The organism is Protaetiibacter intestinalis (genome assembly GCF_003627075.1).
GTDB classification, from domain to species: domain Bacteria; phylum Actinomycetota; class Actinomycetes; order Actinomycetales; family Microbacteriaceae; genus Homoserinibacter; species Homoserinibacter intestinalis.
Map to the genome: position 1 here is coordinate 707,669 of NZ_CP032630.1, position 22,887 is coordinate 730,555.

22 protein-coding genes and 1 tRNA gene are annotated in these 22,887 nt (G+C 72.7%); 10 read left to right on the top strand and 13 right to left on the bottom strand.

Translation table 11 applies throughout. From position 1 onward, the window contains the following. Positions 1-39 precede the first annotated feature (39 nt). Positions 40-684: a TetR/AcrR family transcriptional regulator gene (locus D7I47_RS03445; protein ID WP_120761748.1), complete on the top strand. Its 645-nt coding sequence runs from the start codon at positions 40-42 to the stop codon at positions 682-684. On the opposite strand, the gene D7I47_RS03450 is transcribed toward D7I47_RS03445, so the two are convergent. The 4 genes from D7I47_RS03450 to D7I47_RS15160 form a co-directional block, all read right to left on the bottom strand. Continuing rightward, positions 651-1,394 (bottom strand): pyrimidine reductase family protein, encoded by a 744-nt coding sequence (locus tag D7I47_RS03450; RefSeq protein ID WP_227000817.1) that lies wholly within the window; start codon positions 1,392-1,394, stop codon positions 651-653. The genes D7I47_RS03445 and D7I47_RS03450 overlap by 34 nt on opposite strands. Beyond that, entirely contained in the window at positions 1,391-2,194 is an 804-nt protein-coding gene (folP, locus tag D7I47_RS03455) for a dihydropteroate synthase (RefSeq protein WP_227000937.1), read from the bottom strand. The genes D7I47_RS03450 and folP overlap by 4 nt, the downstream gene beginning before the upstream one ends. A gap of 79 nt (positions 2,195-2,273) precedes the next feature. Continuing rightward, positions 2,274-3,524, bottom strand: a complete 1,251-nt coding sequence (locus D7I47_RS03460) for an NAD(P)/FAD-dependent oxidoreductase (protein ID WP_120761751.1) — start codon at positions 3,522-3,524, stop codon at positions 2,274-2,276. Positions 3,525-3,640: 116 nt separating this feature from the next. Continuing rightward, complete coding sequence (locus tag D7I47_RS15160; RefSeq protein ID WP_193726454.1) at positions 3,641-5,572, bottom strand: Ig-like domain-containing protein; 1,932 nt, start codon at positions 5,570-5,572, stop codon at positions 3,641-3,643. 121 nt (positions 5,573-5,693) lie between these two features. Between D7I47_RS15160 and D7I47_RS15195 the strand changes: the two genes are divergently transcribed. Genes D7I47_RS15195 through D7I47_RS03485 form a run of 4 tightly spaced genes read left to right on the top strand, consistent with a single transcriptional unit; the run spans position 5,694 to position 11,386 of the window. After that, on the top strand, positions 5,694-8,600 hold the full coding sequence (locus D7I47_RS15195; RefSeq protein WP_120761752.1) for a helix-turn-helix transcriptional regulator: 2,907 nt from the start codon (positions 5,694-5,696) through the stop codon (positions 8,598-8,600). 49 nt (positions 8,601-8,649) lie between these two features. Next, the gene (locus tag D7I47_RS03475; RefSeq protein WP_120761753.1) at positions 8,650-9,342 is read left to right on the top strand and encodes a response regulator transcription factor; all 693 of its coding nucleotides are present in this window, start codon (positions 8,650-8,652) and stop codon (positions 9,340-9,342) included. A gap of 37 nt (positions 9,343-9,379) precedes the next feature. Then, complete coding sequence (locus D7I47_RS03480) at positions 9,380-11,086, top strand: sensor histidine kinase (RefSeq protein ID WP_120761754.1); 1,707 nt, start codon at positions 9,380-9,382, stop codon at positions 11,084-11,086. Between the two features lie 9 nt (positions 11,087-11,095). Further along, a complete protein-coding gene (locus tag D7I47_RS03485) occupies positions 11,096-11,386 on the top strand; it encodes a WXG100 family type VII secretion target (RefSeq protein ID WP_120761755.1) in 291 nt (96 codons plus the stop codon). A 61-nt stretch (positions 11,387-11,447) separates the two neighbouring features. Here the strand turns inward: D7I47_RS03485 and groL are convergent, their stop codons facing one another. The 5 genes from groL to D7I47_RS03510 all read right to left on the bottom strand — a co-directional run bounded on the left by groL (position 11,448) and on the right by D7I47_RS03510 (position 15,538). Further along, positions 11,448-13,067, bottom strand: a complete 1,620-nt coding sequence (gene groL, locus D7I47_RS03490; RefSeq protein ID WP_120761756.1) for a chaperonin GroEL — start codon at positions 13,065-13,067, stop codon at positions 11,448-11,450. A 142-nt stretch (positions 13,068-13,209) separates the two neighbouring features. Continuing rightward, complete coding sequence (locus tag D7I47_RS03495) at positions 13,210-14,256, bottom strand: DUF3048 domain-containing protein (RefSeq protein WP_120761757.1); 1,047 nt, start codon at positions 14,254-14,256, stop codon at positions 13,210-13,212. Between the two features lie 57 nt (positions 14,257-14,313). Next, positions 14,314-14,517: a cold-shock protein gene (locus D7I47_RS03500; protein ID WP_120761758.1), complete on the bottom strand. Its 204-nt coding sequence runs from the start codon at positions 14,515-14,517 to the stop codon at positions 14,314-14,316. A 184-nt stretch (positions 14,518-14,701) separates the two neighbouring features. Next, positions 14,702-15,277 (bottom strand): LytR C-terminal domain-containing protein, encoded by a 576-nt coding sequence (locus D7I47_RS03505; protein WP_120761759.1) that lies wholly within the window; start codon positions 15,275-15,277, stop codon positions 14,702-14,704. Then, positions 15,278-15,538 (bottom strand): DUF3263 domain-containing protein, encoded by a 261-nt coding sequence (locus D7I47_RS03510; RefSeq protein ID WP_227000819.1) that lies wholly within the window; start codon positions 15,536-15,538, stop codon positions 15,278-15,280. It lies immediately after the preceding gene. A gap of 159 nt (positions 15,539-15,697) precedes the next feature. On the opposite strand from D7I47_RS03510, the gene msrB reads away from it, so the two are divergent. Together msrB and D7I47_RS03520 are read left to right on the top strand one after the other, a co-directional pair. Beyond that, positions 15,698-16,114, top strand: a complete 417-nt coding sequence (gene msrB, locus D7I47_RS03515) for a peptide-methionine (R)-S-oxide reductase MsrB (protein WP_120761761.1) — start codon at positions 15,698-15,700, stop codon at positions 16,112-16,114. Positions 16,115-16,133: 19 nt separating this feature from the next. Next, positions 16,134-16,682, top strand: coding sequence for a nitroreductase family protein (locus D7I47_RS03520; protein WP_227000821.1), 549 nt, complete (start codon positions 16,134-16,136; stop codon positions 16,680-16,682). On the opposite strand, the gene D7I47_RS03525 is transcribed toward D7I47_RS03520, so the two are convergent. From D7I47_RS03525 to D7I47_RS03535, 3 genes are all read right to left on the bottom strand, one after another. Beyond that, positions 16,651-17,646, bottom strand: coding sequence for a DMT family transporter (locus D7I47_RS03525; protein WP_120761762.1), 996 nt, complete (start codon positions 17,644-17,646; stop codon positions 16,651-16,653). The two genes, D7I47_RS03520 and D7I47_RS03525, sit on opposite strands and share 32 nt — an antisense overlap. Before the next feature lie 14 nt (positions 17,647-17,660). Further along, positions 17,661-17,737 (bottom strand) — tRNA-Thr (locus tag D7I47_RS03530). Between the two features lie 15 nt (positions 17,738-17,752). Beyond that, positions 17,753-18,673, bottom strand: coding sequence for a DsbA family protein (locus tag D7I47_RS03535; RefSeq protein ID WP_157981619.1), 921 nt, complete (start codon positions 18,671-18,673; stop codon positions 17,753-17,755). Between the two features lie 248 nt (positions 18,674-18,921). Here D7I47_RS03535 and D7I47_RS03540 point away from each other — a divergent pair, with 248 nt between their 5' ends. From D7I47_RS03540 to D7I47_RS03550, 3 genes are all read left to right on the top strand, one after another. Then, positions 18,922-20,031 carry an ABC transporter ATP-binding protein gene (locus D7I47_RS03540; RefSeq protein WP_120761764.1) on the top strand — a complete coding sequence of 370 codons (1,110 nt, stop codon included), beginning with the start codon at positions 18,922-18,924 and terminating at the stop codon, positions 20,029-20,031. A 142-nt stretch (positions 20,032-20,173) separates the two neighbouring features. Then, complete coding sequence (locus D7I47_RS03545) at positions 20,174-21,460, top strand: DUF4032 domain-containing protein (RefSeq protein ID WP_120761765.1); 1,287 nt, start codon at positions 20,174-20,176, stop codon at positions 21,458-21,460. After that, positions 21,460-21,933 carry a heme-binding protein gene (locus tag D7I47_RS03550; protein WP_120761766.1) on the top strand — a complete coding sequence of 158 codons (474 nt, stop codon included), beginning with the start codon at positions 21,460-21,462 and terminating at the stop codon, positions 21,931-21,933. Before D7I47_RS03545 ends, D7I47_RS03550 begins: the two co-directional genes overlap by 1 nt. Here D7I47_RS03550 and rlmB read toward each other — a convergent pair. After that, positions 21,900-22,883 carry a 23S rRNA (guanosine(2251)-2'-O)-methyltransferase RlmB gene (gene rlmB, locus D7I47_RS03555; RefSeq protein ID WP_120761767.1) on the bottom strand — a complete coding sequence of 328 codons (984 nt, stop codon included), beginning with the start codon at positions 22,881-22,883 and terminating at the stop codon, positions 21,900-21,902. The two genes, D7I47_RS03550 and rlmB, sit on opposite strands and share 34 nt — an antisense overlap. Between the last annotated feature and the right edge of the window lie 4 nt (positions 22,884-22,887).

Sequence of the window (22,887 nt, forward strand, 5' to 3'; positions counted from 1 at the left end):
GCTCGTCCGGCCGCCGCCCGCACCGTAGGGTTGACCGGGATGGAATCCTCGGCCCCCTCCCCCGGCCGCCAGGCGCGGCGCAAGGCGGCGACGCGCCGCGCCATCATGGAGGCCGCCGACCGGCTCTTCACCGAGCGCGGCTACGTCGAGACGACGATGGAGGACATCGCCGAGGCCGCCGACGTCGGCGTGCGCACCATCTACCTGCACTTCGACGGGAAGTCGGGCATCCTGCTCGCCCACTTCGACGACTGGCTCGACGCGTTCGTCGACGCCCTCCGCGCGCGACCCGTCGACGAGCCGGTGCCCGACGCGATCGCGGCGGCGCTCGCCCGGATGGTGGCGGACGGCTGGACGGACCGCAGCTACGGCGAGATGACGCGCCCGCATCCCACGGTGCAGTTCATCGGCGACGGCGCGCTCGAGATCGCGGGCCACATCATGCACTCCTGGGTGCGCGCGCAGGAGCGGCTCGCGGCCGACGTCGCCGAGCGCGGCGGCCACTCCCCCGACGCACTCGAGCCGTGGAGCCGCGCCGCCGAGATCTTCGCCGCCTGGACCGCCACGATCCTCTACGCGCGCGACGGCTACGCGCGCGGCGAGCTGCCCGCGGGGGAGAGCGGCAACACGATCGGCGCCCGCATCGCCCGTCAGGTGGCCGACGGCTCGGCGTCCCGCCGGTAGCGCAGCAGCAGGGTCGACCCGGAGCGCAGCACGTGCACGAGCTCGAGTCGGCGCGGCTCGGGCAGCTCGCCGGCCGCGATCCGCCGCGCGTCACCCGCCTCGAGGCTCGGCGCCACGGTCACGCACAGCTCGTCGACGACGTCGGCCGCGAGCAGCGCCCCGAAGAGGTGCGGCCCGCCCTCGCACAGGATGCGCGTGAGCCCCCGGGCGTGGAGCGCCGCGACGGCGGCCGCCGCGTCGATGCGCCCGCCCCGGCCCGCCTCCACGACCTCCGCGCGCTCCGCGAAGGCCCGGGTGTCGTGCCCCTCGGTCGTCACGACGATCGGGGGCACGGGGGCCTCGACGAAGATGCGGGAGTCCGGGTCGAGGTCGAGCGCGCCCGACACGATCGCGAACACCGGATGCGGCGGCAGCCCGTGCGCCGCACGCCAGGCCGCCGACTCCTCCGCGACCCGCAGCGGACCGTAGCCCTCGGCGCGCACCGTGCCCGCACCGACGACCACGACATCCGCGGCGCGACGCAGCAGTTCGAAGTAGCGGCGGTCGGCGGCGTCGCCGAGTCCCCCCGAGAGCCCGTCGCGGGTGGCCGCGCCGTCGACCGACGAGACGAAGTTGACCCGCAGCATCGGGTCGGCGCGACGCAGCTCGGCGGTGAGCGCGTCGTCGTCGAGGTCGTCGGCGGGGTCGGGCCAGACCCGGTCGATCCTCACATGTTGTGCTTCAGCCACGCGGGCTCCCGCCATCCGAGGATCGCCTCCGTCATCCGCACCGCGGCGACGCTCGCCCGCACGTCGTGCACGCGCACGATGCGCGCCCCGTTCACGATCGACACGACCGCCGAGGCGAGCGAGCCCTCGAGCCGCTCGTACTGGGTGCGGTCGAGCGTCTCGCCGATGAAGTCCTTGTTCGAGAGCGCCACGAGCACGGGCGGCCCGAGCTCGGCCACCTCGCCGAGGCGACGCGTGAGCTCGAGCGAGTGCAGGGTGTTCTTGTTGAGGTCGTGCCCGGGGTCGACGATGAGGTGCTCGAACGGCACGCCCGCCGCGAGCGCCGTCTCGATGCGCGAGCGCAGGTGCGCCACGACCGTGTCGACGACGTCGTCGTACCGGGGGCTCGGATGCGGCGTGCGGGGAGGCGTGAGCGAGTGCGTGAGCACGAGGTGACCGCCGCCCGCCGCCACCGCGCCCGCCATGTCGGGGTCCCAGAGGCCCGAGGTGTCGTTGACGACGTCCGCCCCCGCCGCGAGGGCGGCCTCGGCGACGCGCGCCGAGAAGGTGTCGACCGAGATGACCACGTCGGATGCCGCGCGGATCGCCGCGACGAGCGGCACGATCCGGTCGAGCTCCTCGGCGAGCTCGACCACCGGTCCGCGGCCGAACGGCACCCCGCCGACGTCGACCCAGTCGGCGCCGTCCGCGACCGCCGCGAGCGAGGCCTCGACGGCGCGGTCGAGGCCGAAGGTGGCCCCCTTGTCGTGGAACGAGTCGGGCGTGCGGTTGACGATCGCCATGACGGCGACCCGGCGCGCGAAGTCGAACTCGCGCGAACCGATGCGGCGCACGAGCGAGGCAGAGGTCACGGGCTCGATGCTAGAGCTCCTCGAGCGGCACGTCCGGGTCGGCGAGCCGTGCGACGTCGACCGTCGCGCCCGCGAAGCCCGCGCGCACGAGCCGCTCGACGGCGTCCGCGACATCCCACACGTTGACGTTCATGCCCGCGACGACCGCGCCGCCGCGCACCCAGAAGGCGATGAACTCGCGTCCGGCGCGGTCGCCGCGGATCACCACCTCCCCCTCGGCGGCGAGCCGCGGGAAGCCCGTGTACTCCATGCCGAGGTCGAACTGGTCGGTGTAGAAGTACGGGATCGCGTCGTACGGGGTCTCGTCGCCGAGCATCGAGCGCGCGGCGTGCGGCCCGCCCTTCTCGGCGTTCGCCCAGTGCTCGCTGCGGATGCGGGCGGGCAGCCCGGCCGCCTCGAGCAGCGGGTGCACGGCGTTCGCGATGTCGCCGGCCGCCCAGATGCGCTCGTCGTCGGTGCGCAGCCGGGCGTCCACGTGCACCCCGTCGCCGGTGGCGAGGCCGGCCGCCTCGGCGAGGGACACGGCGGGTGCGGCGCCCACCGCGGCGACCACGACGTCCGCGGGCACCACCTCGCCGCCGTCGAGCAGCACCCCGGTGACGACGACGCCCGTGCCGAGCACCTCGCGCACGGTCACGCCGCGGCGCAGCACGACGCCGTGCTCCTCGTGCAGCCGGGCGAAGTCGCCGCCGAGCTCCGCGCCGAGCTGCGAGGCGAGCGGCACCTCGCCGCGCATCAGCACCGCGACCTCGTTGCCGAGCGTGCGCGCGGTCGCCGCCACCTCCATGCCGATCCAGCCGGAGCCGATGAGCACCACCCGGCGCCCGCCACCCGCGAGCGCGGCGTGCAGCGCGTCGGCCTGGTCGATCGTGCGCAGCAGGTGCACGCCCGCGAGCCCGCCTCCCGGCACCGGCAGGGGGTTCGGCGTCGAGCCCGTCGCGAGCAGCAGCCTGTCGTAGTGCAGCGCGTCGCCGCCCGCGAGCCCCACGAGCCGCGCCGCGCGGTCGAGCGAGACGGCCGTCGAGCCGGGGACGAAGCGGATGCCGTGCTCGGCGTACCAGCCGAGCGGGTGCACCTCGAACGAGCCGCGTTCGTCGTCGCCCGCGAGGTATCCCTTCGAGAGCGGCGGCCGGATGTAGGGCGGATGCGGCTCCGCCCCGACCAGCTCGACGTCGCCGTCGAAGCCGCGCTCGCGCAACTCGGCGGCGGCTCCCGCTCCGGCGAGTCCCCCGCCGACGATCACGATGCGTTCAGACACCATGTCCCGATGCTAGGCAGTTCCTCGGCCGCACGGCAGGGCGCGGGGTGGATCGGTCGACGATGCGGCCCCGCGCCCGCCAGCTCGGGCGGGCACGGGGCCGCGGGGACGGGCCCTCCTCAGAGACCCGTCCGGCGCAGCCGCCGCACGAGCGCGCCGGCGAGGGCTGCGAGCAGCAGGGTCGCGATCACCACGACCCAGGGGAGCGGGTCGTCCGGGTGCCCCACCTCGGCCACGGGTGCGGGATCCATCCCGGCCGCGTGGGCCGCGGGCGGCGCCTCCTCGCCGGTGTCGGCGGCCGCCGGGTCGGCGGCGTGCTCCGCCTCCGCCGCGTCCGTCGCGTCCGTCGCGTCGGCATCGGGGACGATCGAGGTGGGGGTGGGGTCGTCCGCGAGCATCGCGATCGCGGGGCTCGTCGCCGGGGCCTCGACCGCATCCGGGTTCTCGACCGCGTCCGGGGTGGAGCCGTCATCCGGGGTCTCGGTCTCGGGGTCGTCGGCGGGATCCGTGTCGCCCCCCGTCTCCGAGCCGCCCTCGTCGCCGGACTCGGGGTCGTCCCCCGGCACTTCGGGCACGGGCGGCGCCGTGGCGGTGACGATCCAGCTGTTCGACCACACGGACAGCGACGTGGAGATCTGCGCCCACACCTGGTGCTCGCCGGGCTCGCGGGTGGAGAAGGCGAACACGTAGTCGCAGCTCGCACCCGGCGCGAGGCTCCCGCCGACCGCGGCGCACGAGCCCGTCGTCGCGGTGAGACCCACCGACTCGAGCACGCCGGGTTCGTAGACGGCGATCGGCCCCTGCCCGGTATTGGTCAGGCGGAACACCCGGAGCGCGGCGCTGCCGTCGGCGACCACGGCGAGGGAGCCCGAGCCGACCTCCGCGATCCGCTGGTCCAGGCGTGGCGCGGTCACCGTGAAGGCCGCGGTGCCGAGGAGCGGGCCTGCGACGAACGTCTGGTCGCCGCGGTAGGTGGCGGCGACGGCGTGCTCGCCGGGTGCGAAGACGACGTCGAGGGAGGCGACCCCGCCCACGAGGGTGCCCTCGCCGAGGGCGACGTTGCCCTCGAAGAAGGCCACCTTGCCGCTCGGGACGGGAAGGCCGTCGCCCGCGGCGAAGACCCGCGCCCGCAGCGTCGTCGCCGAGCCGTCGCCGAGGATCGGGGAGGCGACCGCGTCGATGTAGCCCGTCGGGGACTTCACGGCCACGGGGATGACGTCGATCCAGCCGTCGCGCACGATCCCCGTGTCGTAGCCCGTGGTCGCCCCGGGGATGCTCGTCCAGTTCGCGCCGCCGGCACCGCCGCCGCCCGAGCCGAAGTAGGTCCCGGCGCCGCCGGCGTGGCCGCCCGGCCATCCGCCGCCACCGCCGCCGCCACCACCGCTGCCGAACACCGAGCTGATGCCGCGCTCGCCGTAGTTGTGCTCCCAGAGGCCGGCCCCCGCGGACCCCGCACCGGAGCCGGCGCCGGCGCTGCCCCAGTGCGCGGCGTCGCCTCCGCGGCCGCCCTCGAACTCGTTGCCGGCGTCGTCGAGGCCGCCACCGCCACCGCCTCCTCCGCCCGCGACCGCCGCCAGGCGGCCGTCGACGGAGAACTGGCTCGCCCCGCCGCCTGCACCGCCCGATCCGGCGGACACCCCGGAGGACGAGTAGTAGCTGAAGCTGCCGTCGCCGCCGCTGAGGCCGTTGGGCTGGGCGCCGCCCACCCCCCTGCCCTCGGCGACGGAGTCCGCTCCGGCCTGCCCGAGGTCGACGGTGATGAGCTGGCCGGGGGTGACGAGGATGCGGGCGTCGACGTAGCCGCCATGGCCGCCCTCGGCGCCGTGCAGCCCGCTGCCCCCGTCGCCGCCGACGAGGTAGACGTCGTAGGCGTAGACGCCGTCGGGCACGTACCACGAGGTCCGTTGCGCCTCGCCGTAGTCCCAGGTGAGGTCGACGGCGGAGGCGGGCGCGGCGGCGAGGCCGACCGCGGAGAGCAGGCCGCCGACGAGGGCGGCCGAGGTGAGGAGCGAGCCGCGGCGCAACGCCGCGCGCGAGGTGAGGAGATTCATGGATCCAGGCTCGCGATCGCGGCCCCGCCGCGGATCGGGCGATCGTCCGAGACGACGTCCGAGATCCGTCGGACATCGTCCGAGAACCCGGCGCTAGGCTTCACCCGCGGGAGGCGGAAGCGTGGCGATCGGTGTGAGCGGTGCCGAGTTCGTCGGACGCCCACGCGAACGGGAGGCGGTGCGTCGCCTCGTCGACGAGCTCGCCTCCGGCACCCCGGGTCTCGTGCTGGTGAGCGGCGAAGCGGGGATCGGGAAGACCCGGCTCGTGGCGCAGGCGGTGGAGTACGCCGCCGAGCGCGGGCTGCAGGTGCTCGTCGGCCACTGCGTGCAGCTCGGCACCGAGGGGCTCGCCTACGCGCCGCTCGTCGAGGCGCTGCGGCAGCTGGTCCGCAGCGACGCCGAGGGGCTGGATGCCGTGCTCGGCCCGGCGCGTGAGCTCGTCATGCGGCTCACCTCGCGCGGACCGCTCGACGACGGCGACGAGCTGAGCGGCAGCCAGGTGCTCGAACTCGTGCTCGGTCTCGTGGAACGGCTCTCGGCGGTGCGGCCGCTGCTCATCGTCATCGAGGACCTCCACTGGGGCGACCGCTCGACCCTCGAGCTCGCGGCGTTCCTCGCCCAGAACCTGCGGGGCATGCCCGTGGGGCTGCTGTTCAGCTACCGCAGCGACGAGGTCGACCGGCGCCATCCGCTGCGACAGCTCCTCACGAGCTGGGATCGCGCCCGGCTCGGCACCCGGCTCGAGCTCGCCCGCCTCGACCGCGCCGAGCTGCGCGCCCTGCTCGCCGGCATCCTCGGCACCGACCCCGAGGAGGCGGTGCTCGACGCCGTGTACGAGCGCTCGGAGGGCAACGCCTTCCTGGCCGAGGAGCTGCTGAGCGTCGTGCGGTCCGGCGACCCCGAGGGGCTGCCGCCGTCACTGCGGGAGCTGCTGCTCGCCCGCCTCGACGGGCTCGAGCCCGCGACGGTCGACGTGCTGCGGCTCGCCGCGATCGCGGGACGCTCCGTGCCCGAGCGTCTGCTCGTCGCCGCATCCGGTCAGCCCGAGGCGGAGGTGCTCGCGGCGATCCGGGAGGCCGTGGAGGCGCACCTGCTGATCGTCGACGAGATGGGGGTCGGCTACCGCTTCCGGCACGCCCTCACCCGCGACGCGGTCTACGACGACATGCTGCCGGGCGAACGGGTGGCGCTGCACGGCCGCTACGCGCGGGTGCTCGCCGCACGGCCCGAGCTGCTCGACGGCTCGGGGCTCTCGGGCGCCGCCTCGCTCGCACATCACGCCTTCGCGGCACGCGAGCTCCCCACCGCGCTCGGGGCGTCGATCGCGGCGGGGCGCGAGGCGAGCCGGCAGTTCGCGGCGCACGAGGCGCGGGCCCACTACGAGCGCGCCGTGCGGATCTGGTCGCAGCTGGACGCCGGGCAGCGCCCCGAGGAGTTCGACCGGGCCGAGCTGCTGCGGCTCGCGGCCGCCGCGGCGTTCGGGGCCGGCGATCTCGACCCCGCGCTCGAGCTCGCGCAGCAGGCGCGCGCCGAGCTGGGCGAGGAGGACCACGAGCGGCGGGCCGAGCTCGCCCTGTCGACCGGCACGGTGCTGCTCTCGCTCGGCCGGGCCCGCGACGCCGTCGAGCTGCTGAGCGGCGAGCTCGCGGGCCTGCCCGAACGGGCGACGGCACGACGCGCGGACCTCGAGGCGGCGCTCGCGGCGACCCTCCTGCGGGTGCTCGACCTGGAGGGCTCGGCCGCCTCCGCGAGCCGTGCGGTCGAGTCCGCGCGCGCCACGGGGCGCATCCGGGCCGAGGCGGACGCGCTCATCACCCTCGGGGTGAGCTTCGGGCTGCAGGGCGACGAGGCCGGCATCGACCGTCTCCGCGAGGGCATCGCCCGCGCGACCGAGGCGGGCGACTCCTTCATCATGGCGCGCGGCTACACCAACCTCGCCGATCTGCTCGAGTCGTGGGGGCGTTCCGCGGAGGCGATCGCGGCGGCGACGCCGGGGATCGCGAGCGCCGAACGCAGCGGGGTGCTGCGCACGATCGGCGCCTACCTCGCGGCGAACCTCGCCGAGTCCCGCCTGCGGCTCGGCGAGTGGGCGGAGGCGGAGGCGCTCCTGAGCGACTCGCTGCGGCGCCTGCCGGAGGGCGTGTTCGAGGCGAGCGCGCAGCTGCTGCGGGGCGAGCTCGCGCTGCTGCGCGGCGACCTCGCGACGCTCCCCGGCATCCTGGAGTCGCTGCGACGTCTGCCGATCGACCCCGACGACGAGCAGTTCCGGATGCCGATCGCCCAGCTCGAGGTGGAGCTGCACCGTGTCGCACGCGACTTCGACGCGGCACGCCGGGAGGCGCTCGACGCGGTGGGGATGCCGGAGCACCACCCCGCGCTCACGCGCTACCTGTGGCCGGTGATCTGGGCGGGACTGCGCGCGGAGGCGGAGCGGGTCGCCGTGACGGGCGACGAACCCGACCCCGTGCTCGTCGCGCTCGCCGGGAGCCTCGCCACCCCGACGCCCCCGACGCTCGGCTACCGCGACCTCGCACTCGCCGAGCTGGCCGGCGTCGCGGATCCGGAGCCCTGGCGGGCGGCGGTCGCCGCCTGGCGCCGCGTCGGCTGGCCGTGGCAGTTGGGCTACGCGCTGCTGCGGCTCGCGGAGGCGACTGCCGAGGCGGGCGAGCTGGACGCGGCGCGAGCGCCGCTGCTCGAGGCGCACGGGATCGCCGCATCGCTCGGGGCCGAGCCGCTCGCGACGGGCGCCCGGCGCCTCGCGCAGCGCACCCGGATCGTGCTCGCCGACCCGGATGCGGTGGCCGCGGCCGAGCAGGCCGACCCCCTGCAGCGCTACGGGCTGACCACCCGCGAGCGCGAGGTGCTCATGCTCGTGGCCGCGGGGCGGTCGAACCCGGAGATCGCCCGCGAGCTCTTCATCAGCGGCAAGACGGCGAGCACGCACGTGTCCAACATCCTGGCGAAGCTCGGGCTCGAGGGGCGGGTCGCGGCCGCGGGCCTCGTGCACCGCCTGGGGCTCGCCGATTGATCTTCAGATTCAGCTAGCTTTCAGGGAACATGCAGGATACAATGGCGGCATGAGCGACGGACCGAAGATCCTCATCGTCGACGACGAGCCCAACATCCGCGACCTCCTGACCACCAGCCTCCGCTTCGCCGGCTTCGCCGTGCGCGCGGTGAGCAACGGCGCGCAGGCCATCTCCGCGGTCCTCGACGAGGAGCCCGACCTCATCATCCTCGACGTCATGCTGCCCGACATGAACGGCTTCGGCGTCACGAAGCGGCTGCGGGCATCCGGCTACACGGCGCCCATCCTCTTCCTCACCGCGAAGGACGACACCGAGGACAAGATCACCGGCCTCACGGTCGGCGGCGACGACTACGTCACGAAGCCGTTCAGCCTCGACGAGATCGTCGCGCGCATCAAGGCGATCCTGCGCCGCACCATGCAGGACGAGGAGGACGCCATCATCCGCGCGGGCGAGCTCACGATGGACCAGGACACCCACGAGGTCACCGTGGGCGACGTCTCCGTCGAGCTCTCCCCCACCGAGTTCAAGCTGCTGCGCTACCTCATGCTCAACCCCAACCGGGTGCTGTCGAAGGCGCAGATCCTCGACCACGTGTGGGAGTACGACTTCAACGGCGACGCGGGCATCGTCGAGAGCTACATCTCCTACCTGCGCCGCAAGATCGACCAGCACTCGACCGAGCCGATGATCCAGACCAAGCGCGGCTTCGGCTACATGCTCAAGACCGCGAAGGCGTGACCGCGCGGGCTCGGGCGGTACGGATGCGAGGCGCCTGATGGCGAAGCTGCACGCCTCGTTCGAGCACTGGTGGAACGGGATCTCGCTCCGCACGAAGATCACCGGCGTCACCGTGCTGCTGTTGACCTTCGGCCTCGCCGTCGCCGGCATCGGCACCATGACGGTGCTGCGCACCTACCTGCTCGAGCAGGTGGATGCGAAGGCGACCTCCGGGTTCGTCGAGGCCCAGGCGATGCCGAGCTCGCAGCTCATCGAGTGCAACGTGCGCTACGAGCCCGACGGCTACCTCGTCGCGCTGCTCGACGCCGAGGGGCGTGAGATCTGCACCAACGTGCCCTCCGACATGCCGCAGCCCGACTTCACGGGCATGAACTTCGCGTGGAGCTACGCGCACGCCAACCTGCCGCCGTGGACCCTCACCGACACCAACGGCGAGCCCCGCTGGCAGGTCAAGTCCACGTTCGTCACCTTCGACGGCGGGGCCAGCTACACGACCGTCATCGTGGGCGTCGACCTCTCGGGCACCGACAACACGATCACCCGCTACGCGCTCATCTTCTTCCTCTTCGCGATCGCGGTCGTGCTGCTCGGCGCCGCCGTCACCCAGCTGCTCGTCACGAGCACCTTCGCACCGCTGCGCGACGTCGAGCGCACCGCCGCGCGCTTCGCCGCGGGCGACTACGCCCAGCGCCTCGGCGGCGCCACCCCCAACACCGAGGTCGGCCGCCTCAACCGCTCGCTCAACACGATGCTCGCGCGCATCGACCGCGCCTTCGCCGAACGCCAGCGCGCGGTCGAGCAGATGCGGCGCTTCGTCGGCGACGCGAGCCACGAGCTGCGCACCCCGCTCGTCTCCCTGCGCGGCTACGCCGAGCTGTACCGGATGGGCGCCCTGCAGAAGCCGGAGGACGTCGCCCAGGCGATGGACCGCATCGAGCGCGAGGCGATCCGGATGGGCGGGCTCGTCGAGGACCTGCTCGAGCTGGCCCGCCTCGACGAGGCACGGCCGCTCGCCCGCGGCCCCGTCGATCTGCTGCCGGTCGCCCAGGACGCCGCACTCGACGCCTCGGCATCCGCACCGCTGCGCCGCATCACCGTCGTGGTGACCGCCCCCGCCGAGCCCGAGCCGGTCGAGGAGGACGAGGAGCCGGAGGCCGCCGTCGGCACCACGGCCCCGCCCGTGACCACACCGCCCGCCACCACGATGACCGGCCCCATCGCCTTCGCCGGCTCGGCGATCGCGCGGCTCCGCCGCCGTCGGCCCACCGATCCCGTGAGCGCCCCCGGTGACGCCCCGGCGCCGCTGCCCGAGGTGGGGCCCGTCGTGTACGGCGAGGAGAACAAGATCCGCCAGGTCGTCACGAACCTCATCGGCAACGCCATGCGCTTCACCCCGGACGACAGCCCCATCGAGCTCGAGGTCGGCGTCGACCGCGCGGGAGGCTACGGCACCATCTCGATCGTCGACCACGGCGAGGGGATCCCGCCGCAGCTGCGCGAGAAGATCTTCCAGCGTTTCTGGCGCGCCGACACCTCGCGCACCCGCGAGACGGGCGGCTCCGGTCTCGGCCTCGCGATCGTCGCGGGCATCGTCGCGAAGCACGACGGACACGTCGAGGCCATCGAGACCCCCGGCGGCGGGGCCACCTTCCGCGTCAGCCTTCCTCTCCTCCCCCGCGAGGGCGAGGGCGAGTCATCCCCGGATGCGGCCGAGGCCGGCCAGACGGGCGAGCCGCGCCCCTAACGTGGCGGCATGAGCAGCTACCAGGTAGACAGCGAAGCCGTCCTCGCACAGGCGACGGCCGCCCGCAGCACAGTCGGGCGCATCCAGGGCGAAGTCGGTGCCCTCCACTCCCAGCTCGAGCAGCTGCAGGCGTCATGGACCGGCACGGCCGCCACCGCCTTCCGCGGCGTCGTCGCCGATTGGCGCGCCGCACAGCAGCGGGTCGAGGAGTCCCTCGCCGCACTCGGCACCGCCCTCGCGCAGGCGGCGCAGCAGTACGCCGAGATCGAGCAGCACAACGCGCGGCTCTTCCTGCGGTAACCCCCACAACACGAAAGCGGGCGGCTCCTTGTGGGAGCCGCCCGCTGATCGTTGTGCTGGATCAGAAATCCATACCGCCCGTGGGGTCGCCGGCGGGGGCCGCGACCTTCTCGGGCTTGTCGGCGACGACGGCCTCGGTGGTGAGGAACAGGCCCGCGATCGAGGCCGCGTTGAGCAGCGCCGAACGGGTCACCTTCACCGGGTCGTTGATGCCGGCGGCCAGCATGTCGACGTACTCGCCCGTGGCGGCGTTGAGGCCCTGGCCCGAGGGCAGGTTGCGCACGCGGTCGACGACCACGCCGGGCTCGAGGCCCGCGTTGAGGGCGATCTGCTTGAGCGGAGCGTCGATGGCGACCTTCACGATGTTCGCGCCGGTGGCCTCGTCACCCGAGAGCTCGAGCTTCTCGAACGCGGTCTTGCCGGCCTGGATGAGCGCGACGCCACCACCGGCGACGATGCCCTCCTCGACGGCGGCCTTCGCGTTGCGCACGGCGTCCTCGATGCGGTGCTTGCGCTCCTTGAGCTCGACCTCGGTGGCCGCACCCGCCTTGATGACGGCGACGCCGCCGGCGAGCTTGGCGAGGCGCTCCTGGAGCTTCTCGCGGTCGTAGTCGGAGTCGGTGTTCTCGATCTCCTGACGGATCTGCTTCACGCGACCGGCGATCTGGTCGGCCGAACCGGAACCCTCGACGATCGTGGTCTCGTCCTTGGTGACGATGACCTTGCGCGCCTGACCGAGCTGGTCGAGCGTGGCGTTCTCGAGCTTGAGCCCGAGCTCCTCGCTGATGACCTCGCCGCCCGTGAGGATGGCGATGTCGGCCAGCTGCGCCTTGCGGCGGTCGCCGAAGCCGGGGGCCTTCACGGCGACCGACTTGAAGATGCCGCGGATCTTGTTCACGACGAGCGTCGCGAGCGCCTCGCCGTCGACGTCCTCGGCGATGATGAGCAGCTGGCGGCCGGCCTGGATCACCTTGTCGACGATCGGGAGCAGGTCCTTGATGTTCGAGATCTTGCCGTTGACGATCAGGATGTACGGGTCTTCGAAGACCGCCTCCTGACGCTCCGGGTCGGTCACGAAGTACGCCGACAGGTAGCCCTTGTCGAAGCGCATGCCCTCGGTGAGCTCGAGCGTGGTGCCGAAGGTGTTCGACTCCTCGACGGTGACGACGCCCTCCTTGCCCACCTTGTCGATGGCCTCGGCGATGAGCTCGCCGATCTCGGGGTCGGCGGCGGAGATGGACGCGGTCGCCGCGATCTCCTCCTTGGTCTCGACCTCCTTGGCGTTGCCGCGCAGCTCGGCCTCGACGGCCTGCACGGCCTTCTCGATGCCGCGCTTGAGGCTGATGGGGTCGGCGCCGGCCGCGACGTTGCGCAGGCCCTCGCGCACGAGCGCCTGGGCGAGCACGACGGAGGTCGTGGTGCCGTCGCCCGCGACGTCGTCGGTCTTCTTGGCGACCTCCTTGACGAGCTCCGCGCCGATCTTCTCGTACGGGTCGTCGAGCTCGATCTCCTTGGCGATGGAGACGCCGTCGTTCGTGATGGTGGGAGCGCCCCACTTCTTCTCGAGCACCACGTTGCGGCCGCGCGGTCCGAGCGTGACCTTCACGGCGTCCGCCAGCGTGTTGAGGCCGCGCTCGAGGCCGCGGCGGGCTTCCTCGTCGAAAGCAATGATCTTAGCCATGGGTAAGTGTCGTCCCTCTTGATCCACAGTGATTTGGCACTCGCAGATGACGAGTGCCAAGGATCAGTCTGGCACTCGGTCAGGACGAGTGCAAGCCGACGACGCCCGTGTTCGCGGGCGGCGTGACGGGCTCGGCGCGCGGCTACGCGGCGGGCAGCTGGGTGACCGAGCCGGAGTTCGGGACGAGCTCGAACCAGCTGTTGCCGGGCGCCAGGCGGATGACCGCACCGGTGTCGTCGAGCAGGCGGATGGGCGCGGTGCGGTCGGACTTCGACCAGCTCGCATGCGAGATCCCGCCGCCCGACAGCACCCAGGCCTCGCCCCCGCCGATGAGCTCCGTCTTCGGCACACCGCCGTCGTTGGAGATCGGCACGCGCACGATCACGACGTTCGCCGCCGAGAGCTGCCCGCCGTTCGAGTCGAGGTCGACGTCGCCGTCCTGGAAGCGCAGCCACTTCGCCGAGGCGGCATCCCACCGCCAGGACGGATGCGCGGAGCCGCCGAGCACGAGGTCGACGCCCTGCGTCGGGGCACCCTCCCGCGCAGCCGTCGCCTGCTCGGCCCGGTCGGCGTAGGAGTACTGCTGCGGCGGCGGCGCGAGCTCGGCGTGCATCGCGATGAGCTCGGGCGCCTTCACGATCACGTTGTGCGGCGCCGCCTTGTTCTTCGTGCGGTACATGACATCCGCGGTGTCCTTCTGACCGTGGATGGCGTTGTACACGTTCGTCTGCTGCATGAGCGCGACGAAGCGCAGCTGGCCGCCCGAGTAGGCGACGATGCCCCCGAAGGGCGAGATGATGTCCGGATCCATCGGACGGATCGAGCGGATGGGCCCGATCTCGGCCGGCACGTGCGAGTGCCACACGGCGACGTAGCGGGTGAGGCCGCCCTCGACGAGCTCCTCGAAGACGAGGTCGGTCTGCTCGAGTCCCACCTGCGGTCGGGCGTCCCAGTGGTTGTCGATCTTCGCGGCGAGCGAGGGGTGGGCGAGGCTCGCCGGGTCGTCGACGACGACGCCCGTGAGCGGCGCGATGACGATCGGCGCGGGCGTCTCGTAGTCGGAGACGTATTCCGGCGTGGGGCTGGGCGTCGGGGTGGGGGTCGGCGTCTGGGCCGTGCAGCCCGCCGACACGGCGGCGAGCGCGACCAACACCGCGCCCGCGAGACCGCGGCGCCCCCTCAGCTGCATGGGGTCATGCTAGGGCGGCCGGTCCGCCCGGACCGGGCCATCTGCGGCGCGTCCGGCTCAGACCGGACGCACCGACTCGGCCTGGGGGCCCTTGGCGCCGGTGCCGACCTCGAAGGTCACCGCCTGGCCTTCCTCCAGCACCTTGTAGCCGGGCATGTCGATCGCCGAGTAGTGCACGAAGACATCCTGACCGCCGCCCTCCACGGTGATGAAGCCGAAACCCTTTTCGGCGTTGAACCACTTGACGGTGCCGTTGGTCATCGTGTTGCTCCCTGCTGCTGAACCCGCGCCGCCCCACCCGGTGTCGGGCGGCACATCGGCGATGGTAGCGAGCACGGCGGGGCCGTTCCGGCGCGAGGGGCGCCAAATGAGCCCTCGGCGGAAAGATTCAACGCAGATTAAACATCGGCGTAACACTGGGGCCCCGGACGGGCCCCGCGGGGTCTCAGCCGGCGGCCGGAGGCACGTAGTCCGAACCCAGCACGACGGTGATCGTGGCGGTCGGGAACGCATCCGAGAGCCGCACGTCGGCGGCGCCGATGAGCTGCATGATGCCGCGCGCGACGCCCTCGTACTCGGCCGAGCCGTAGTAGACGAACGTCTCGGTCTCGTCGGTCGCGGATGCCGCCGCCCGGCTCGGGTTCGGCCAGCCGGCCGCCGCGATCTGGTCGGCGGCGGTCGCGGAGAGCCCCTGGGTGGGGGTGCCGTTGAGCACCGAGATCGTGATGCCCTGCAGGAACGCGGGGTCGAGGGTGGCCGGATCGGTCACCGGGTCGGCCGTCTCGATCACCGTCGGGGTGGGGGTCGGCGTCTCGCTCGGCTGCGCGAAGATCGGCAGCTGGAACCGGGAGTCGAACGCCGCGAGCGCGAACAGGCCCACCACGACGAGCACGGCCGTCGCGAGCACGGCCCAGCCGAAGCCGATCCACCCGCGCCCGCGCTTGCCGGGGGCGCGGTGGGCGCCGACCCGGTCGGTGTCGCGGGGGAGATCGTCGAACTGGTCTCGGGGGAAGCTGGCCATCTACGGGGTCGGATCCTGGGGGTCGATGCGGAAGGTGCGGGATGCCCGGGCCGCGGCGCGCGCATCCCGGACGCGCTGCAACCGGCGCACGAGGAGCGGGTCGTGGCGCAGCGCGGCCGGCGAATCGATGATCGCCGACAGCATCTGATAGTACCGGGCGGGCGCCACGTCGAACTCCGCGCGGATCGCCGAGGCCTTCGCGCCCGACCGGGCCCCCCAGTCGCGTTCGAACTCGAGCACGCGCAGCTGCAGCTCGTCCACGCGCACCTCCATCCGAATCGGCGCCGCCATCCTAGGCACGCCGGCTCACGGCATCCCGACGACCCGCGGCGCCCTCGGGGAACTCCCGGGCGGGGCCCGATGTTGTATTCAGCGGGAGCCCGCACCGGGCGCCTACGATGACTGCGGAAAGGGAACGCGATGGGCTACAAGGTCACCAAGACGGACGAGCAGTGGCGCGAGGAGCTCGGCGACGACCGCTACCGCGTGCTGCGCAAGGCCGGCACCGAGCGGGCCTGGACGGGCGAGCTGCTCGACGAGCACCGCGCCGGCCTCTACACCTGTGCGGCGTGCGGCGCCGAGCTGTTCAAGAGCGGCACGAAGTTCGACTCGGGCTGCGGTTGGCCGAGCTTCTACGACTCGGTGAACCCGGATGCGGTGGAGCTGATCGAGGACCGCTCGCTCGGCATGGTGCGCACCGAGGTGCGCTGCGCCAACTGCGGCGGCCACCTGGGTCACGTCTTCGACGACGGCTTCGGCACCCCGACGGGGCTGCGCTACTGCATGAACTCGCTCTCCCTCGGCTTCCAGGCCGAGGGCGAGGCCGCCGAGCACTGAGCACGGTCGAGTACTGAGCATGGGCAAGAAGGGCACCGTCGCCGACGCGATGCTGCGGCGGCGGTCCCACTCCTCGGTGGGCGACAAGGCACCGGGCGACAAGGAGCTGCGCAAGCTGCTGGAGGCGGCCGGCACGGTCGCCGACCACGCGGCGCTGCACCCGTGGCGGGTCATCGCGATCCGCGGCGAGGCGCGCGAGCGCGTGGGCCGGGCGATCGCGGAGGCGACGGGCCAGGATGCGTCGAGCGGCATCGCGAAGAAGCCGCTGCGGGCGCCCCTGCTGCTCGCGGTCGTCGTGTCGCCCCGCCCGAGCATGAAGGTGCCCGACTGGGAGCAGGAGGCCACGGCATCCGGGGTCGCCCACGCGCTGAGCCTGCTGCTCGACGAGGCCGGCTGGGGCGTCATGTGGCGCACGGGCCTCTACACGCGTTCGGGCGCCGTGCACCGCGCGCACGAGCTGGCGCCGCACGAGCACCTGCTCGGCTGGCTCTACGTGGGTTCGAAGCCGGAGAAGAAGAGCGGCCGGCGCAAGCCGATCACCGCGAAGAAGCACCTGTCGAGTCTGTAGCGCGCCGCGCCCGCAGGTGCGTCGGGCGTCGGATGGCGGCCACCCCGACCGCCACCACCGCGAGCGCGGCACCGCCGACCGTCGCGAGGTCGAGCACCGCGCTGGCGACCGGGAACAGCGCATCGAGCAGCACGGCGGCCGTCAGCTGCCCGGCGATCGTCGCGAGCCCGAACAGCAGCACCCCCGTGAGCGGGACGATCGCGGCGCCGGCCGCGACGAACACGACGCCGATGGCGCCGCCCAGGTACAGCGCCGGGTCGGCGGGCAGCACGGGCCACGCCCCGATGACGGCCAGGTCCACCACGCCGGCGACGGCGAGCACGATCGTTCCGGCGAGGAAGCTCACCAGGGTCGCGGCGAGCACGGATTCGGCCCGTTGCCGGAGCTGGCCGTTGACGGCCTGCTGCCACGACACCCCGACGCCCGCCACGAGCGGGAGCAGCAGCAGCCACCACGGCGCATCGCCGCGCACCCGGTCGGAGACCGCCCAGACGACGGCGCCGATCGCCAACACGGCACCGAGCAGACGAGGTGCGGTGAGCGCCTTCGCGGGCATGGTGCCGATCCCGCGCCGATCGATGAGCAGCGAACCGACGGTCTGACCGCCGACGAGCGCGACCGTGAACAGCGCGACCCCGAGCACGGGGGCGACGAGGCCCTGCGAGGTCACCATGAGGGCGCCGGCGACGCCGCCGAACAGGAACCACGGCGACATGCTGCGATCGCGCACGGCCGAACAGATGCGGGCGAGACCCGCGCGGGCGTTCCGGCCGCCGAGCAGGGCGACGGCGCAGATGACGGTGCCGATCCCGAAGGAGATGCACGCGGCGATCACCGCACCGCCCAGCTCGACGGCGAGTTCTCCGTTGAGGCGGGCCTGCACGGCGATGAGCGCCCCGGAGACGATCGCGCCGAGCAGCGCCGCGGTGGTGACGAGGGGGCGCAGCGCGTGCTCGTGCGTCATGACCCTCCGTCCGGTGGAGCCTCCTGTCGGATTCGAACCGACGACCCTCGCTTTACAAGAGCGATGCTCTGGCCGACTGAGCTAAGGAGGCGCGCTGCCAGCAAGCCTACGGCGCCGGGGTCTCCGTCGGCGTCGGCGTGGGTGTCGGCGTGCCCGTGTACTGGTCGCCCGAGGCGTCGGTCACGAAGAGGGCGAGCTCCTTCGGGTCGAAGTCCTTCGTGTAGCTGAACTTCTTGCCGTCGACGATGATCGTGGGCGCCGTCGTGATGGCGGGGATGTCGGCGCCGGGGATGGGCCCGTTGAGGGCGCGCAGGGTCGCGGCCTGCACCCACGCCGAGAAGCTCTTCTTCTGGATGCAGGTGGTCACCTTGGCGATGCTGCCGACGCCCGACTGGCGGGCGCGGTCGACGAGCTGCTCGTCGGTGAGTCCCTCGGTGCCCTCCTCCGGCTGGTCGGTGAAGAGCGCGTCGTGGAAGTCGAAGAAGGAGTCGGGCGAGTACTCGGCCACGCAGGCGGCGGCGTTCGCGGCGCGCAGCGAGTACTGGGTGCCGGCCGACTTGGTGGTGAGCAGCGCGATGGGGTGGATCTCGAGGGTCGCGGCCCCCGTGCTCACCCACTGGCGCAGCTGGTCGGCGTTGTTCTGCTCGAAGGTGCCGCACGTGGCGCACAGGTAGTCGACGTAGAGCTGGATGTCGATGACGCCGTCGGCGTTGGACTTGGAGGCGACCGGCGTGGTGTTGGGCTGCACGCCACCCGTGCGCACGGCCTTCAGCTCCTCGCCGATCTTGATGCCGTCGCTGGCCATGTTGAGCGGGCCGCGGGCCGGCGACTGGTTCATGGTGATGAGGGTGACGGCGACGATGCCGAGCACGACGAGGGTCCCGCCGAGCACGCTCAGGTAGACGGTGGCGCGGCGGCGGCGCTCCTTCTTCTTGTGGAGCTCGCGCAGTTCCCGGGCGCGCTCCTTCGCGGCCTCCCGGGCTTCACTGCCTCCGGGCTCCGGGCGATCGGACTCGCCGTACGTCATCGATCCTCGTTCTCGGGTGTGGGGAGCGCGCTCCGGCAGGATACGGTGCGCGCGCGAGCGGCGCCAAACCGCGCGGGCTCCCCCCGATGGTAGGAAGCCAATCTGGGAAGCGTCCGGACGGACGCTGAAGGCGGGCGCCGCGTCACGCTGTGTCATACTGGGCGGGATCGTCGGCACCGCTGCCGGCGGTCTTCCATTCACTACGGATCGTCCGGCACGTACCTGCCGGTGAAGGAGAACGATTAGTCATGGCATCCGTCACTTTCGACAAGGCCACCCGCATCTATCCCGGTTCGACCCGCCCCGCGGTCGACGCGATCGACCTGGCGGTCGACGACGGCGAGTTCCTCGTCCTCGTCGGACCCTCCGGCTGCGGCAAGTCCACGACCCTGCGCATGCTCGCCGGCCTCGAAGAGGTCAACGACGGCCGCATCCTGATCGGCGACCGCGACGTCACCGACGTGCCGCCGAAGGACCGCGACATCGCGATGGTCTTCCAGAACTACGCCCTCTACCCGCACATGACGGTGGCCGAGAACATGGGCTTCGCGCTCAAGATCGCCGGCGTCGGCAAGGAGGAGCGCGCCGCCCGCGTGCTCGAGGCCGCCAAGCTGCTCGACCTCGAGCCCTACCTCGGCCGCAAGCCCAAGGCCCTCTCGGGTGGTCAGCGTCAGCGCGTCGCCATGGGCCGCGCCATCGTGCGTCAGCCCCAGGTGTTCCTCATGGACGAGCCGCTGTCGAACCTCGACGCGAAGCTGCGCGTGCAGACGCGTACGCAGATCGCGTCGCTGCAGCGTCGTCTCGGCGTCACCACCGTCTACGTGACCCACGACCAGACCGAGGCCCTCACCATGGGCGACCGCATCGCGGTGCTCAAGGACGGCATCCTGCAGCAGGTCGGCTCGCCGCGCGACCTCTACGAGACCCCGTCGAACGTCTTCGTCGCCGGCTTCATCGGCTCGCCCGCCATGAACCTGTTCCAGGCGGACGTCGTCGACGGCGGCGTGCGCTTCGGCACCGCGGTGACGCCGGTCGAGCGCGACGTGCTCGCGCAGGCCAAGAACGGCAAGGCGATCGTGGGCGTGCGCCCCGAGGACGTGGCGATCTCGAAGTCGGGCGATGGCCTGACGGTCGAGGTCGACGTCGTCGAGGAGCTCGGCGCCGACGGCTACCTCTACGGTCACACCGACGTGGACGGCCACCGTGTCGACATCATCGCGCGCGTCGACGGCCGCAACCACCCGGACGCCGGCGAGAAGGTCGTCGTGTCGCCCGTTCCGAAGCACGTGCACGTGTTCGACGTCGAGTCGGGTGAGCGCCTCAACGCCGCCCCGATCGGCTCCTCGGCGCTCGCGTAAGCATCCGCTCCACACGGAGGCCGCATCCCTCGGGGTGCGGCCTCCGTCGTTTGTGTCAAACGCTGCAGCGCTTGTCTTCCCGCGCCGGCAGTTGCTGCAACCCGGGGCCGAGCGCTACAGCGTTTGTGAATAGGCTCGGAGCGTGAGCTCCAGCCTGTCGATCACTTCCGCCGTGCCCGACCCGGCACTCCTCGACCTGCCGTGGGGGCTGCCGCTCGAGCTGTGGCCGGATGAGACGATCGCCGCGCTGCCGAAGGGCATCTCGCGGCACCTCGTGCGCTTCGTGCACCTCGAGGGCTTCGTGGTCGCCATCAAGGAGACCTCGGCCGAGCTGGCCCGCCGCGAGTACGAGATGCTGCGCACCCTGCAGCGCATCGACATCCCGTGCGTCGAACCGGTCGCGGTCGTCACGGGCCGCGTCTCGCCTGACGGCGAGGAGCTCTCGCCCGCGCTCGTCACGCGCCACCTCAAGTTCTCGCTGCCCTACCGCGCCCTCTACTCGCAGGCGCTGCGCCCCGACACCGCCACGCGCCTCGTCGACGCGCTCGCGCTGCTGCTCGCCCGGCTGCACATCATCGGCTTCTTCTGGGGCGACGTCTCGCTCTCGAACACCCTGTTCCGCCGGGATGCGGGCGCCTTCGCCGCCTACCTCGTGGATGCCGAGACCGGCAAGCTCTACGACGGCGGGCTCTCGAACGGGCAGCGCGAGAACGACCTCGAGATCGCGCGCGTCAACATCGCGGGCGAGCTGCTCGACCTGCAGTCCGGCGGTCGCCTCGACGAGGCCGTCGACCCGGTCGAGATCGCCGACGGCATCGTCGCCGCGTACCGCTCGCTGTGGCGCGAGCTCACGGCATCCGAGACGTTCCCCGAGGCGGAGCGCTGGCGCATCCGCGAGCGCGTGGAGCGCCTCAACGACCTTGGCTTCGACATCGAGGAGCTGTCGATCCGCCGCGGCGACGACGGCACGAGCGTGCGCATCCAGCCCAAGGTCGTGGATGCCGGGCACCACTCGCGGCGGCTGCTGCGGCTCACCGGCCTCGACGCGGGCGAGAACCAGGCCCGCCGCCTGCTCAACGACCTCGACGCCTACCGTGCCACCCGCAAGCGCGCCGACGAGGACGAGGAGATGGTGGCACATGAGTGGCTCGTGAAGGTGTTCGAGCCGGTCATCCGCTCGATCCCCAAGGAGCTGCGCGGCAAGCTCGAGCCCGCCGAGGTGTTCCACCAGCTGCTCGACCACCGCTGGTACCTCTCGCAGGAGCAGAACCGCAACGTGCCGCTCGCGGAGGCGCTCACCTCCTACGTCGACACCGTGCTGCGCCACCGCCGCGACGAGATGACGGTCGTGGGGCCGGCGACCTCGGCGATCACCCTGCCGATCGCCGTCGTCGACGACGGCGAAGAGGACTGGAGGGCGAAGGTCTGATGAGCGAGCTGCCCGAGTACACGGTCGCCGATCTGGAGCGCGAGGAGGCGTTCGACGTGCCGTCGTTCACGAACGACGACGCCGTCGACCTGGGCCTCGCGGCCGTCGAGGTGATCGACGAGCGCGGTCTCGACCTCGCGGTGCGCATCGTGCTGCGCGGCGACGTGGTCTTCCAGGCCAAGCTCGGCGCATCCGGGCCCGGCAACGACCCGTGGCTCGCCGGCAAGGCCGCCGTCGCCGCGCGCTTCGGCGAGCCCTCGCTGCTCGTGCGCCGCCGTCACGAGGAGGCGGGCACCGAGTTCCAGCCCGCGGATGACGGGGAACGCGCCCACGGCGGCGCGATCCCCCTCTTCGTCGCGGGCGAGCTCGTCGGCACGATCACGACCTCGGGCGAGCCCGACGTCGTCGACCACGCGACCGCCGCGGAGGCGCTCCGCCGCTACGCGGTCGCGCGGAGCTTCGCCACCTCGTAGAGGGCGACCGAGACGGCGATGCCGGCGTTGAGCGACTCGGTGTCGGAGGAGATCGGGATCGACACGATCGCGTCGCACGTCTCGGTGACGAGCCGCGAGAGGCCCTTGCCCTCCGAGCCGACGACGATCACGATGGGGCGCTCGGCGAAGCCGATGCCGGGCAGCGACACGTCGCCGCCGCCGTCGAGCCCGAGCACGAAGAGCCCCTCCTTCTTGAGGGTCTGCAGCGTCTGCGTGAGGTTCGCGGCCATCGCGACGGGCACGCGCACGGCGGCGCCCGCCGAAGTCTTCCAGGCGGATGCCGTCATCCCCACCGAGCGCCGCTGCGGCACGATCACGCCGTGCGCGCCGAAGGCGCCCGCCGAGCGGATGATGGCGCCCAGGTTGCGCGGGTCGGTCACCCCGTCGAGGGCGACGATGAGCGGCGGCCGACCGGTCTGGTGGGCGCGCTCCACGAGGTCGAGCGGGTGCGCGTACTCGTACGGCGGCACCTTGAGCGCGAGCCCCTGGTGCACGGCGTCGTGGCCGCTCATCCGGTCGAGCTCGGGTCGCATCACCTCGAGCACGGGGATGCCGCGCTTGGTCGCGATCGACAGCGCCTCCTTGACGCGGTCGTCCATCTCGACGCGCGCCGCGACGTAGAGGGTCGTGGCGGGGATGCGGGCGCGCAGCGCCTCGAGCACCGAGTTGCGTCCCGTGACGAGCTCGCCCTCATCCGCCTTCTTGGCGCGCGGGGGGCGCTTGGTGCCGTCTCCCGACTTGCCGTGGCGGGCGCGCGCCGCCTCGAGGCGGTCGTTCGCGGCCTTGCGCTTGCCGGCGACGTGCCAGCTGCGGTCCTCGGCCTTCGGGGTCGGCCCCTTGCCCTCGAGCGCCTTGCGCCCGTGGCCGCCCGTGCCCGTGGTCGCGCCCTTCTTCGACTTGCGCGCGCCCGGGCGTCCCGGCTTCGCCATCAGC